15 protein-coding genes are annotated in these 12,865 nt (G+C 57.6%); 3 read left to right on the forward strand and 12 right to left on the reverse strand.

Features of this window, described 5'->3' with window-relative positions:
* Positions 1 to 97: 97 nt before the first annotated feature.
* A complete protein-coding gene (gene mltF / locus AC6I7A_RS14695) occupies positions 98 to 1,564 on the forward strand; it encodes a membrane-bound lytic murein transglycosylase MltF (RefSeq protein ID WP_046102379.1) in 1,467 nt (488 codons plus the stop codon).
* Here mltF and tadA read toward each other — a convergent pair.
* Both tadA and yfhb read right to left on the reverse strand, forming a co-directional pair.
* Positions 1,561 to 2,052, reverse strand: coding sequence for a tRNA adenosine(34) deaminase TadA (tadA, locus tag AC6I7A_RS14700; protein WP_009088680.1), 492 nt, complete (start codon positions 2,050 to 2,052; stop codon positions 1,561 to 1,563). The two genes, mltF and tadA, sit on opposite strands and share 4 nt — an antisense overlap.
* A 52-nt stretch (positions 2,053 to 2,104) precedes the next feature.
* Positions 2,105 to 2,743, reverse strand: coding sequence for a phosphatidylglycerophosphatase C (gene yfhb, locus AC6I7A_RS14705; RefSeq protein ID WP_058958395.1), 639 nt, complete (start codon positions 2,741 to 2,743; stop codon positions 2,105 to 2,107).
* A gap of 156 nt (positions 2,744 to 2,899) precedes the next feature.
* Between yfhb and AC6I7A_RS14710 the strand changes: the two genes are divergently transcribed.
* On the forward strand, positions 2,900 to 3,739 hold the full coding sequence (locus AC6I7A_RS14710) for a MurR/RpiR family transcriptional regulator (protein ID WP_009088675.1): 840 nt from the start codon (positions 2,900 to 2,902) through the stop codon (positions 3,737 to 3,739).
* Positions 3,740 to 3,794: 55 nt separating this feature from the next.
* Positions 3,795 to 4,043 carry a YfhL family 4Fe-4S dicluster ferredoxin gene (locus AC6I7A_RS14715; RefSeq protein ID WP_009088672.1) on the forward strand — a complete coding sequence of 83 codons (249 nt, stop codon included), beginning with the start codon at positions 3,795 to 3,797 and terminating at the stop codon, positions 4,041 to 4,043.
* Here the strand turns inward: AC6I7A_RS14715 and acpS are convergent.
* From acpS to rseA, 10 genes are all read right to left on the reverse strand, one after another.
* Entirely contained in the window at positions 4,040 to 4,420 is a 381-nt protein-coding gene (gene acpS / locus AC6I7A_RS14720; protein ID WP_009088670.1) for a holo-ACP synthase, read from the reverse strand. The genes AC6I7A_RS14715 and acpS overlap by 4 nt on opposite strands.
* Positions 4,420 to 5,151: a pyridoxine 5'-phosphate synthase gene (pdxJ, locus tag AC6I7A_RS14725; protein ID WP_058958396.1), complete on the reverse strand. Its 732-nt coding sequence runs from the start codon at positions 5,149 to 5,151 to the stop codon at positions 4,420 to 4,422. Before pdxJ ends, acpS begins: the two co-directional genes overlap by 1 nt.
* A gap of 72 nt (positions 5,152 to 5,223) precedes the next feature.
* The gene (gene recO / locus AC6I7A_RS14730) at positions 5,224 to 5,952 is read right to left on the reverse strand and encodes a DNA repair protein RecO (protein ID WP_058958401.1); all 729 of its coding nucleotides are present in this window, start codon (positions 5,950 to 5,952) and stop codon (positions 5,224 to 5,226) included.
* A gap of 4 nt (positions 5,953 to 5,956) precedes the next feature.
* Entirely contained in the window at positions 5,957 to 6,862 is a 906-nt protein-coding gene (gene era, locus AC6I7A_RS14735) for a GTPase Era (RefSeq protein WP_009088664.1), read from the reverse strand.
* A gap of 95 nt (positions 6,863 to 6,957) precedes the next feature.
* Positions 6,958 to 7,638, reverse strand: coding sequence for a ribonuclease III (gene rnc, locus AC6I7A_RS14740; protein ID WP_009088661.1), 681 nt, complete (start codon positions 7,636 to 7,638; stop codon positions 6,958 to 6,960).
* Between the two features lie 131 nt (positions 7,639 to 7,769).
* A complete protein-coding gene (gene lepB, locus AC6I7A_RS14745) occupies positions 7,770 to 8,744 on the reverse strand; it encodes a signal peptidase I (protein WP_009088659.1) in 975 nt (324 codons plus the stop codon).
* A gap of 9 nt (positions 8,745 to 8,753) precedes the next feature.
* Entirely contained in the window at positions 8,754 to 10,553 is a 1,800-nt protein-coding gene (gene lepA / locus AC6I7A_RS14750; RefSeq protein ID WP_009088658.1) for a translation elongation factor 4, read from the reverse strand.
* 218 nt (positions 10,554 to 10,771) lie between these two features.
* Entirely contained in the window at positions 10,772 to 11,236 is a 465-nt protein-coding gene (gene rseC / locus AC6I7A_RS14755) for a SoxR-reducing system protein RseC (protein WP_046102382.1), read from the reverse strand.
* Positions 11,233 to 12,189, reverse strand: coding sequence for a sigma-E factor regulatory protein RseB (gene rseB, locus AC6I7A_RS14760; protein ID WP_058958397.1), 957 nt, complete (start codon positions 12,187 to 12,189; stop codon positions 11,233 to 11,235). The genes rseC and rseB overlap by 4 nt, the downstream gene beginning before the upstream one ends.
* On the reverse strand, positions 12,189 to 12,842 hold the full coding sequence (gene rseA / locus AC6I7A_RS14765; protein ID WP_058958398.1) for an anti-sigma-E factor RseA: 654 nt from the start codon (positions 12,840 to 12,842) through the stop codon (positions 12,189 to 12,191). Before rseA ends, rseB begins: the two co-directional genes overlap by 1 nt.
* Positions 12,843 to 12,865: the final 23 nt, after the last annotated feature.

A 12,865-nucleotide genomic window follows, 5' to 3' on the forward strand; every position in this document is an offset into this window, starting at 1 on the left:
ATTTTGTTGCGCAAAATGCCCCTCGCTCTGGGAGTTCAAAGAAGACAAATACTGCCTTTAAAAGACAGAGGCCTTAGAGCCAGCGAGAGATAACTATTTGAAACGCCTAAAATTTAATTATCTGTTTATCGGTCTGGTTGCCGTGCTGTTAGCGTTAGCGCTGTGGCCATCCATTCCCTGGTATGGGGGTGGGCAGGACGCGATTTCACAGATTAAATCACGGGGAGTGCTGCGCGTCAGCACCATCAATTCCCCCCTGACTTACTACACCGTCAATCAATCTCCGGCCGGTATGGATTATGAGCTGGCAAAACGTTTTGCTGATTATCTGGGCGTCAAGCTCAAGGTCACGGTGCGCCCTAACCTGAGCGATCTGTTCGATGACCTGGATGATGGCAAAGCCGATTTGCTGGCCGCAGGCCTGAATTACAACAGCGAACGCCTGACCCGTTACCAGACCGGGCCGGGTTACTACAACGTATCGCAGCAGCTGGTCTACCGCGTGGATAAGCCTCGCCCCAAAAACCTCGGTGACTTAAAGGGGCGGTTAACGGTCGCGTCCGGATCGGCTTACCTCTCCACGCTGAAGAGTGCCCGTTCCAATCAGTTCCCCGATCTGGACTGGGCCATCTCCACCGACCAGAGCCCGAAAGCCCTGCTGGAAGCGGTGGCAGACGGCAAGCTCGACTACACCATTGGTGACTCCGTCACCATCGCCCTGCTGCAGCGTATCTATCCGCAGCTGGCGGTGGCGTTCGACGTGACTGATGAGGAGCCGGTCACCTGGTATGTGCGGCACAGCGACGATGACAGCCTGAATGCCGCGATGCTCGACTTCTTTAATGGCATGGGTGAAGAAGGCGCGATGGCGCGACTGGAGGAGAAGTATCTCGGCCACGTCGGCACCTTTGATTATGTCGATACCCGCACCTTCCTGCGCGCGATCGACAACACGCTGCCCGACATTAAGCCGCTGTTTGAGAAGTACGCCACCAGCATTGACTGGCGGCTGCTGGCGGCCATCTCCTATCAGGAGTCACACTGGAATCCTCAGGCCACCTCCCCTACCGGCGTGCGCGGCATGATGATGCTGACGCGCAATACCGCAGAGAGCCTGGATGTGGGCGACCGCACCGACCCTGAACAGAGCATTCGCGGTGGCAGTCAGTATCTGCAGGATATGATGTCGAAAGTGCCACAGACCATCCCGGAAGATGAGCGCATCTGGTTTGCGCTGGCCGCCTACAACATGGGCTACGCCCATATGCTGGATGTGCGGAAACTCACGGCCCGCCAGGGTGGCAATCCGGACAGCTGGGCGGATGTGAAGCTGCGGTTACCGATGCTGAGCCAGAAACGCTACTACACCCAGACGACTTACGGCTATGCGCGCGGGCATGAGGCCTATAACTATGTGGAGAACATCCGCAAGTATCAGATCAGTCTGGTGGGCTATCTGCAGGAGCAGGAGAAGCGCCTGGCACGCCAGGCGGCGGAGGCAGCAGCCGAGGCCGAACTGGCCAAAGGCTATCCGGCGGTAGAACCGAAGATCGCCATGAACTAACTCTGGCGTTGCGCCTGACGCAACGCTTTTTTCTCTTCGCGCCGCATACGAAAGAAGTCGCTCAGCATCGCAGCACACTCCTCCGCCAGCACGCCGCTCGCTAACTCAACCTGATGGTTCATGCCGGGGTGACCCAGCACATCCAGCAGCGAACCCGCCGCCCCGCTTTTCAGATCGTGCGCGCCATAGACCAGCCGGGTGATCCGGCTGTGCACCATCGCCCCGGCGCACATGACGCAGGGTTCCAGTGTCACATAGAGGGTGGTTTCCAGCAGACGGTAATTTTCCAGCACCTTGCCGCCCTGGCGCAGAGCCATGATCTCCGCATGGGCGGTGGGATCGTGCTGGCCGATGGGCCGGTTCCAGCCTTCGCCGATCACCCGGTCATTCTGCACCAGCACCGCCCCCACCGGCACTTCGCCCTGCTCCCAGGCCCGGCGTGCCAGGCTGAGCGCATGGCGCATCCAGTATTCATCTTGTTGTTTCATGCAGACCACTCCGGGCGACAGAAAAGCGGCGCATTATAACGGGTGCCGAAACTTATTCCAGCTGTTGCAGCTCACCTGCCGGCGTCACGCGCCAGCGATGCTGGCAGAAAAACAGCAGCGGGTTATCCTGTTTGCTGTCGCTGTAGCCGCTGTAGAGCTGCAAAGGCGTGCCGATTTTCTCTTCGAGCTGGGCGACTTTCTCATGGCCGAGGCAGCGCATGGCCAGCACCCGCCCCCCCCAGCCGCGCCGCATCTGACTGGCAATCAGCTTCACGCGCGGCAGAAAGGCGGAGTCATAGTAGACCTGCTCCACCAGCGACTGAGGCGATCCGGTGATCAGCCAGACGTCGGCATCATCACTGCCGAGGTAGTCGGTCAGGCGCTGCTGTACCACCGGAAAGGCGGTAACCCGCTGGCGAAACCACCGGGCAAACTCCGCCTCAAGACGCAGCAATGTCTGCTCTGAACGGCCAAAGGTAATCGACCAGAGCAGCAGGCTCATGGGCCAGCGGGCCGCCCGGCCTTTAAACAGCAGGCCGATCCCCACCACCGGCAGGAGGGGCACCACCAGCACCAGATTAAGCGGTCGCCGGCGCAGCAGATAGCGCATAAAGGTGCCGAACATGTCCTGCTGGTGCAAAGTGCCATCCAGGTCGAAAAATACGATGCGACGTTGTGTTCCCCTGGTCAAACAACTCTCCTTCGGGTCTGGTTCCGGAATCATAAAGAGTAGTGTAGCCATCATCAGGCGTAACGGCGATGAGTGTCATTTTTAATTCCGATGACTACAATGCCTGATGAATAGTTTATTCTTCTCCGATTATCCCCTGAATGATGAGGATTGGGCATGAGTTCATTGCTGCGCATTCGCCAGCTTTATCCACGTCTGGCACTGAACGAGCGTCGGCTGGCCGATTTTTTACTGTCGCAACCTGACAGGGCGCGTCATCTCAGCTCGCAGAAGCTGGCAGAGGAGTCCGGCGTCAGCCAGTCGAGCGTGGTGAAGTTTGCGCAGAAGCTGGGATACAAAGGATTTCCGGCGCTGAAGCTGGCGCTGAGTGAGTCACTGGCGGACAAGGATGCCATCACGGTGCATAACCATATTCTCAGCGACGACCCGCTCAAAATGGTGGGTGAAAAACTGCTGACCGAAAAGCTGTCGGCGATCCGGGCCACGCTGGATATCAACAGCGAAGAGAAGCTCAATGATGTGCTGCAGCTGCTGAAGAATGCCCGGCGTATTCTGCTGGTGGGGATTGGGGCGTCAGGTCTGGTGGCAAAAGACTTCTCCTGGAAGCTGATGAAGATCGGGATCAATGCCGTGGCGGAGCAGGATATGCACGCCCTGCTGGCCAGCGTCCAGGCAATGGGGCCGGGCGATGTGCTGCTCGCCATCTCCTATACCGGTGAACGGCGCGAGATCAATCTGGCCGCGCAGGAGGCCGCTGAGGTGGGTGCGGATGTGGTCGCCTTTACCGGCTTTACCCCGAATACGCTGCAGCAGAGCGCCAGTTACTGCCTCTATACGGTGGCGGAAGAGCAGAGTACCCGCAGCGCGGCGATCTCCTCGACGACGGCTCAGCTGGCGCTGACCGATCTGCTGTTTATGGCGCTGGTGCAAAACGATCCGGAGCGCGCTTCCAGCCACATTCGCCACAGCGAGGCGCTGGTGAAAAAGCTGGTCTGATCAGCGGGAGCGCGTATAATACCCGCGCTTTTTCTGTTGTTATCAGGTGGGAAACATGGCGTTATTGATTACGTCCAGATGCATTAACTGCGATATGTGCGAACCGGAGTGCCCGAATCAGGCGATCTCACTGGGCGAGGCGATCTATGAGATAGATGTCAGCCGCTGCACCGAATGTGTCGGCCATTATGAAGCGCCAACCTGTCAGCAGGTCTGCCCTATCGATAACACCATCATCGTTAACCCACAGCACACCGAATCACGCGATGCGCTGTGGGAGAAGTTTGTGCTGCTGCACGGCTAGTTTTCGATAATCACCGTGGCGCAGGCGTAATGCCGTTCATCTGCCAGCGTCACGTGTACCCGGCTGACGCCCAGCTGCTGTGCCACTTCCGCCGCGTGCTGGAAGAAGCGTAATCCCGGTTTTCCCAGCGCATCGTTGTAAACTTCAAACTGATTAAACGCCAGGCCACCGCGAATGCCGGTACCAAAGGCCTTGGCCGCCGCCTCTTTCACCGCAAATCGCTTGGCGAGAAAACGCACCGGCTGCTGATGGGCCTGATACTGCTGCCATTCGGCTTCGCTCAGCACCCGACGCGCCAGACGATCGCCGGAGCGCTCAATCACCCCGGCAATGCGTTCAATCTCAACGATGTCCGTGCCCAGTCCCAGAATAGCCATCAGCGACGGGCTTCACGCAGCAGCTGCTTCATCTCTCTGACCGCTTCCGACAGGCCACTCATCACCGCACGACCGATAATGGCATGGCCGATATTCAGCTCATGCATCTCCGGCAGTGCCGCAATGGGCAGGACGTTGTGGTAGGTCAGGCCGTGACCGGCATTCACCTTCAGCCCCAGGCTGGCGGCAAAAGTCGCGGCGTGGCGGATGCGGGCCAGTTCCGCCTCGCGCGCCAGCCCTTCCGGTGCTTCGGCGTAGGCGCCGGTGTGAATTTCGATATAGGGCGCGCCGCTGGCAACGGCGGCTTCGATCTGGCGGTGGTCGGCATCAATAAACAGCGACACCAGAATGCCCGCATCACTCAGCAGTCGCACCGCCGCAGTGATCTTCTCCTGCTGCCCAGCCACATCCAGGCCGCCTTCAGTGGTGACTTCCTGACGCTTTTCCGGCACCAGGCAGCAGAAATGGGGCTGAATATCGCAGGCGATACCGATCATCTCATCGGTCACCGCCATCTCCAGATTCATACGGGTCTGGATGGTGTCGCGCAGAATACGCACGTCGCGGTCAGTGATGTGGCGGCGATCTTCCCGCAGATGCACCGTGATGCCATCTGCGCCCGCCTGCTCAGCAATAAACGCCGCCTGCACCGGATCGGGATAATTTGTCCCACGGGCGTTTCGCACCGTGGCAATGTGATCGATATTGACGCCTAACAGCAACTCAGCCATGACTATCCTCACTTCTTTTCCATCGGGGTGTTGAGTGTACCGCGCCCATGTCAGCAGGCGGTACGACCAGCGCTATTCATCTGTCTGTTCGGGCTTCTTCTTCGGGATAAACTGGCGAAACAGCTCCTGACTCTTCAGCGGCTTGCCGCCCAGATAGGGCTTCAGGGCGATGCGGGTAAAACGCTTCGCGGCGCGCAGGCTCTCCGCATCGGGAAAGTCGCGTTCATAGAGGGCACGCAGTTCGCGGCCGGTAAAGCTGCGCTGATTGAGCACCAGGCTGGCGATAAAGCCGCGCTCTTCGCGGTAGCTGTAGGTCATGTTATCCGTGATCGGCTCGCCGCTGCCTGCGCAGTGCAGGAAATCGACGCCATAGCCCAGGTGACCAAGCAGCGCCAGCTCAAAACGGCGCAGGGCCGGTTCGGGCTTACCGTGCGTTGAGGCTAACGCCTGCAGACAGTGAAGGTAGTCGAAGAAGAGTTCCTGGAAAGGCGATTCCTGCTGCAGCACGCGAGAGACCAGCTCATTTACGTAGAGACCGCAGTAGAGGGTGATGCCGCTGAGCGGCAGTGCCAGCGACACCGCTTCGGCGTTGCGCAGGGTTTTGACTTCACCACGCCCGCTCCAGCGAACCAGCAGGGGGGTAAAAGGCTGTAACGCGCCCTTCAGCTGTGAGCGCCGGGAACGTGCGCCCTTGGCCAGAACCCGCACCCGCCCTTCATTTTCACTGAACAGGTCGAGCAGCAGGCTGGTTTCGCTGAAGGGGCGACTATGCAGCACAAAAGCGCGTTGCCAGCCTTCCATCAGATCAGAGATCGTCTGTATAACCCAGGCTGCGCAGAGCACGTTCGTCATCTGCCCAGCCGGATTTCACTTTCACCCACAGTTCGAGATGCACTTTCGCTTCGAACATCTCTTCCATGTCCCTGCGCGCTTCGGTGCCGATGGTTTTGATTTTGGCCCCTTTGTTGCCAATCACCATCTTCTTCTGCCCTTCGCGCTCGACCAGAATCAGACCGTTAATGTCGTAACCGCCCCGCTCGTTGCTTACGAAGCGTTCAATCTCGACCGTGACGGAATAAGGCAGTTCAGCGCCCAGGAAGCGCATCAGTTTTTCACGGATGATTTCAGACGCCATAAAGCGCTGGGAGCGGTCAGTGATGTAATCTTCCGGGAAGTGATGATCGGCCTGCGGCAGATGCTTGCGGGTGATCGCCGCAATGGTATCGACGTTTTTGCCGCTTTCGGCAGAGATCGGCACGATGTCGAGGAAGTTCATCTGCTGGCTCAGGAACTGCAGATGCGGCAGCAGCACGCTCTTGTCCTGGATATTATCGACCTTGTTGATCGCCAGGACGACCGGCACTTTGCCGTCACGCAGCTTGCCTAATACCATCTCATCGTCTGGCGTCCAGCGGGTGCCTTCCACCACGAAGATCACCAGCTCCACGTCGCCAATAGAGCTGCTGGCGGCGCGGTTCATCAGGCGGTTAATCGCGCGCTTCTCTTCCATGTGCAGACCGGGGGTATCGACGTAGATCGCCTGATATTCACCCTCGGTGTGAATGCCCATGATGCGGTGGCGCGTGGTTTGCGGCTTACGCGAGGTGATCGACACCTTCTGCCCCAGCAGCTGGTTCAGTAAGGTGGATTTACCGACGTTAGGTCGGCCAACAATCGCGACAAAGCCGCAATAGGTAACGTTTTCGCTCATTCGAATCCTGAGTTATTCAGCGCCTGTTGCGGCGCCGAAAGAGTGCAATGTGTCTTGGCGCATCCGGCGTCCACAGACGCCGGTATGCCGGAGTGCTATTCGAGGCCCAGCTTGATCAGCGCCTGCTCAGCGGCAGCCTGCTCAGCTTTACGACGGCTGGAGCCGACGCCGACAACCGGCTCGGCCATGCCACTCACCTGACAGTGAATGGTGAATTCCTGGTCGTGGGCTTCGCCACGCACCTGCACCACCAGATAGCTGGGCAGTGGCAGGTGTCGTCCCTGCAGATACTCCTGCAGGCGGGTTTTGGGATCTTTCTGTTTGTCGCCCGGACTGATCTCGTCAAGGCGCGTCCGGTACCAGTCGAGGATCAGCTGCTCTACCCGTTCGATACTGCTGTCGAGGAAGATGCCGCCAATCAGCGCTTCGACCGTATCGGCCAGAATCGATTCGCGGCGGAAGCCGCCGCTTTTCAGCTCGCCCGGCCCTAAGCGCAGGCATTCACCGAGGTCAAATTCGCGCGCCATTTCAGCCAGCGTATTGCCGCGCACCAGCGTGGCGCGCATGCGGCTCATGTCACCTTCATCAACCCGCGGGAAGCGATGATAAAGGGCATTCGCAATCACATAGCTAAGAATAGAATCGCCAAGAAATTCCAGGCGTTCGTTGTGCTTACTGCTGGCGCTGCGGTGTGTCAGGGCCTGCTGTAACAGTTCCGAATGAGTAAAAGTGTAGCCCAGTTTGCGCTGAAGCTTATTAATCAGGATGGGGTTCATGCGATTCCAGTTCTTTGTTGCGTCTGTGACTCTGCATACCAAACGGGGCTGGCTTTCCAGCACGTTCCGTTTGGTGTGCAGTGGCCTCCCAAAGGAGGCCACCCGTTTTGCCTGTTAATCAGACAATTTTATCAGTGAATACCGCCGATACGACTGAATCGTACGCCGGTTGGCCACTGGCCTTCCTGTTTCTCAAAGCTCATCCAGATAGCGACCGCTTTACCGACCAGGTTACGCTCCGGGACAAAGCCCCAGTAGCGGCTGTCGGCGCTGTTATCACGGTTGTCGCCCATCATGAAGTATTGCCCTTTCGGCACCACCCAGGTCGCCTGCGGCTGGCCCGGCTGCTGATAATACATGCCTGCCTGACTCTGCGCTTCGTTTACCAGCAGAATGTCATGCGTTACGCTTCCGATGGTCTCTTTACGGGTGCCCAGGCGCAGTCCGCCGCGCAGGGTATCGCCCTGCGGCACCTGATAAAAACCGTTACCGGTTTCGTTGCCATCAAAGCCGCTGAAGGTCTGGATAAACTTGCTTGGCTCAACGCTGGTGTAGGTCACCGGCAGCGCAGAGTCACAGGCTTTGCCCTCATCGCAGGCCGGTTTCACCGTCAGCGTCTTACTGTAAGGATCATAGATGACTTTATCGCCCGGCAGGCCGATCACGCGCTTAATGTAATCCAGGCTCGGATCTTTCGGGTATTTAAAGACCGCGATATCGCCGCGCTTCGGCTGACCGGTTGGGATCAGCGTGGTCTGGGTGATCGGATCTTTAATCCCGTAAGCAAACTTCTCCACCAGGATAAAGTCACCGATCAGCAGGGTTGGCATCATCGAGCCAGACGGGATCTGGAACGGTTCGTAGATAAACGAACGCACGATGAACACCACGGCCAGCACCGGGAAAACAGAGGCGGTGGTCTCCACCCAGCCAGGCTGTGAAGAAACCTTCGCCAGCGTTTTGCTGTCGAGTGCATTGCCGGTCTGCGCCTGCGCCGCGGCCTGCTTTGCACGGCGCTCCGGCGCCCATTTGAAACGATCAATTACCCAGACGATGCCAGTAATCAGCGTCGCTATCGCCAGAACCAGGGCGAACATATTAGCCATTGGAAATCCTTATTTGCTGTCCTTACCGACATGCAGAATGGCGAGGAACGCTTCCTGTGGCAGCTCAACGTTGCCAACCTGCTTCATTCGCTTCTTACCATCTTTCTGCTTCTGCAACAGTTTCTTCTTACGGCTGACGTCACCGCCATAACATTTGGCGAGAACGTTTTTACGCAGCTGTTTAACCGTTGAACGTGCGATGATGTGGTTACCAATGGCGGCCTGAATCGCAATATCAAACTGCTGACGCGGGATGAGATCTTTCATCTTCTCAACCAGTTCACGGCCGCGATAAGGGGCGTTGTCGCGGTGCGTGATCAGCGCCAGCGCATCCACGCGCTCTGAGTTGATCAGAACGTCAACGCGCACCATGTCAGAGGTCTGGAAACGCTTGAAGTTGTAATCCAGCGAGGCATAACCGCGCGAGGTCGACTTCAGACGATCGAAGAAGTCGAGCACCACTTCTGCCATCGGAATTTCGTAGGTCAGCGCGACCTGGTTGCCGTGATAAACCATGTTGGTCTGCACGCCACGCTTCTCAATACAGAGCGTAATGACGTTGCCCAGATACTCCTGCGGCAGCAGCATGTGACATTCCGCAATCGGCTCACGCAGCTCTTCAATGTTGTTCAGTGGCGGCAGCTTAGAGGGGCTGTCGACATAGACGGTATCACCGCTTGTGGTCACGACTTCATACACAACCGTCGGCGCCGTGGTGATCAGGTCGAGATCGTATTCACGCTCCAGACGCTCCTGAATGATCTCCATGTGCAGCAGACCCAGGAAGCCGCAGCGGAAACCAAAGCCCAGCGCCGTTGAGCTTTCTGGCTCATAGAACAGCGAGGCGTCGTTCAGGCTGAGCTTGCCGAGCGCGTCACGGAAGGCTTCATAGTCATCGGAGCTGATCGGGAACAGACCGGCGTAAACCTGCGGCTTCACTTTTTTGAAGCCAGGCAGCGCTTTGTCAGCCGGGTTGCGGGCGGTGGTCAGGGTATCGCCCACCGGCGCGCCGAGGATATCTTTGATGGCGCAGACCAGCCAGCCCACTTCACCGCAGTTGAGTTCGGTACGGTCGACCTGTTTCGGGGTAAAGATACCCAGACGGTCCGCGTTGTAGGTCTGGCCGGTGCTCAGGACTTTAATCTTGTCGCCTTTGCGCATGGTGCCGTTTTTCACACGCACCAGTGAAACCACGCCCAGGTAGTTATCAAACCAGGAGTCGATAATCAGTGCCTGCAGTGGCGCTTCCGGATCGCCTTCCGGCGGCGGAATATCGCGCACTAAACGTTCCAGCACGTCAGGCACGCCAACGCCGGTTTTGGCAGAACAGCGCACCGCATCGGCGGCATCAATGCCGACGATATCTTCAATCTCCTGCGCCGCGCGCTCAGGGTCGGCAGCCGGCAGGTCGATTTTATTCAGAACCGGCACTACTTCCAGATCCATCTCAATCGCGGTGTAGCAGTTCGCCAGTGTCTGCGCTTCAACACCCTGACCGGCATCCACCACCAGCAGTGCCCCTTCACAGGCAGCCAGTGAGCGGGACACTTCATAGGAGAAGTCTACGTGGCCCGGGGTATCGATGAAATTGAGCTGGTAAGTTTCGCCGTCTTTCGCATGGTAGTCGAGTGTGACGCTCTGTGCTTTGATGGTAATGCCACGCTCACGCTCCAGATCCATAGAGTCAAGAACCTGCGCAGCCATTTCACGGTCTGTGAGGCCACCGCAGATCTGAATAAGGCGGTCAGAGAGCGTGGATTTACCATGGTCGATATGAGCGATGATGGAGAAATTTCTTATGTGCTTCATTTATAGGGATATCTTCGCTTAAAATTCAGTTGAAAACCTGAGCACAGACACATTCAGGAAGATCGCTCTTTACCCACAATCCTGTCAGCCTCATTAATGACGACGCATATTACACTGTTAACGCCGCGCATAAAAGAATGGAACGAGGTGGAAGCGAAACAGATATCTGCGCAGGGCAGAACGGACAAAGGCCGCGGAGTGCGCGGCCTGGACGTGCGTTACGCTTCGCTTTCGACACGCAGCGCATCGGGAGGTAACGCGATGTTGAGGATCACCGGCTGAAAGGCTTCGCGATCGCCAAATTTCAGTGAAACGCCTTTGGCGATAATAAAGCCGCCAACGCCGCCCAGCAGCGCACCGCAGGCCGCCGCCAGATCGCTGCTGAACAGCGACTGAAACAGACCCGCCACCAGGAAGAGACCCAGCAGCGGCGTCATGTAGACCAGCAGCGCCGAACCGAGCAGGCTGCTCTCCCTGATGCCCAATTCGATCCGCTGCCCCGGCTGCAGTGGCTCGCTGCTGGCGATCTGCATCACGTGCGCATTTTTCGGGCCGAGTTTATTCAGCATATGACTGCCACAGCCTTTGCGCGCCTGGCAGCTGTTGCAGGAGGTTTTTGCTTCAGTGTGCAGCGTGGCGATGCCATCCTGCCATGCCACCACGGTGGCCCATTCTCTCATCATTTCTGTGATCCCAGGTCGATGCTGTCCGCAATACGTTTAGCGGTTGAAGGCGGTATCTCGCCAATCACCGCAATCTCGTAATTATTGCGCACAACAGTCTGAACCGTACGACGCCCAGTGCGCAATGTCTGGGTAAGGCTGGTTTTATCCGCCGGCGTCACGTTGATCGCAAAACTGAACAGGCCGTCGCTGTAGAGCTTCGATTCCATATTTTTGTTCAGCGCCGGCAGCGAACGGCGATTCTGCGACACCAGTGACATCCCGGCAGGGAGCCAGCCTGGCTGCCAGGTGAGCGTGACCGCATCCCCTTTTGGCACCGAAAGCGACGGCGGCAGATTGGCTTTCTCCAGCCCCTGCATCAGGTTTCGCACCCCCTCATCCACCGCAAAACTGATCACGCGGAACTGCTCCAGCGTTTCACCATCACGGTCAAGCAGGTCAATGCGCAGCGGCAGTTTGGTGTCGACATCCAGCCAGACCACATAGCTGTAGCGGGTGCCATCCCGTGAAACGATACGCAGCACATCACACATCTGATCGGCAATGCGCGAGCGTCCCACGGTAATAAAATCGTAGGCGCTGGCCAGCTTGCTGAAGTCAGCAAAAATCACAGACGGCAGGGCGTCAATGATGTGATTGCCGGGAAGCGAAAAGGGATCGAGGCCAGGTTCGAAGTAACTGATATCGTTGCCGCGCTGGATCACTTCCCGACGCGGCCCGTCCATCTGCAGCAGCTGAGCGAATATCCGGTTATCGATCACAGCATGACGATAGCGCAGCGATTCGATGCCGATGCGGGAGACGTTGATATAGGCGAATTCGTAGTTAAGGTTCTGGCTTGCCTGTTCCATCTGCTGCAATAGCGCCCCGGACACCGAAGTTTGCGCCGGGGCGACAGATGACCACAACAGGCTGCCTGCCAGCAGGCTAACAGCATACCAATGCGGCTTCATTACTGCTGCTGCTGTCCTAAAGATTGGTTTCCGGGAACATCCACCTGTGCCTGTTTAGGGGCATCGGTTTCGAATTGCAGCTGATCAGCGTGCAGACGACGCTGCAGTTCATAATCCTGCAACATCGCATTGACGCGACGGCGCTGCTCCTGAACCTGCTGATTAGAACTGTTGGTGTCAAACGCATCAGACGGCACGCCCAGGCTGACCGGCGACGCTTTACCCATCATCGGCAGCGTATTGAACACCGGCGAGTCAGAGGTCTGTGTCGCGCTGCCCTCAGGCTGATTGTAGTGCTGAACACCCACGATGACGGCCAGTGACACACAGGCCGCCACACCCACCTGCGTCAGCTGAGCTGCCCACGGACGCGCTTTTTTCCAGAACGGCATTTTTTCCCAGCGGGAAGGTTCTGGCTGAGCTTCAGGGATCAGCGTTGTGACAGAACGCAGCGGTTCTTTTTCGATAGCAGCAGCGACGCGCGCAGAGATATCGAAATGCAGGTGCTCACTCACGTCACCGCGCATGGTATCGCGGATGAGGTGATAGCTTGCCCAGCTTTTCTGCAGTTCTGCGTCCTTCGATAAGGCGGAAAACAGCTCGTTATCTAAGGTCTCACCATCCATTAAAGCGGAAAGTTTTTCTTTCTGCATGCCTATGTACCCTTCCAGTAGCC

The organism is Type-F symbiont of Plautia stali (assembly GCF_059731105.1).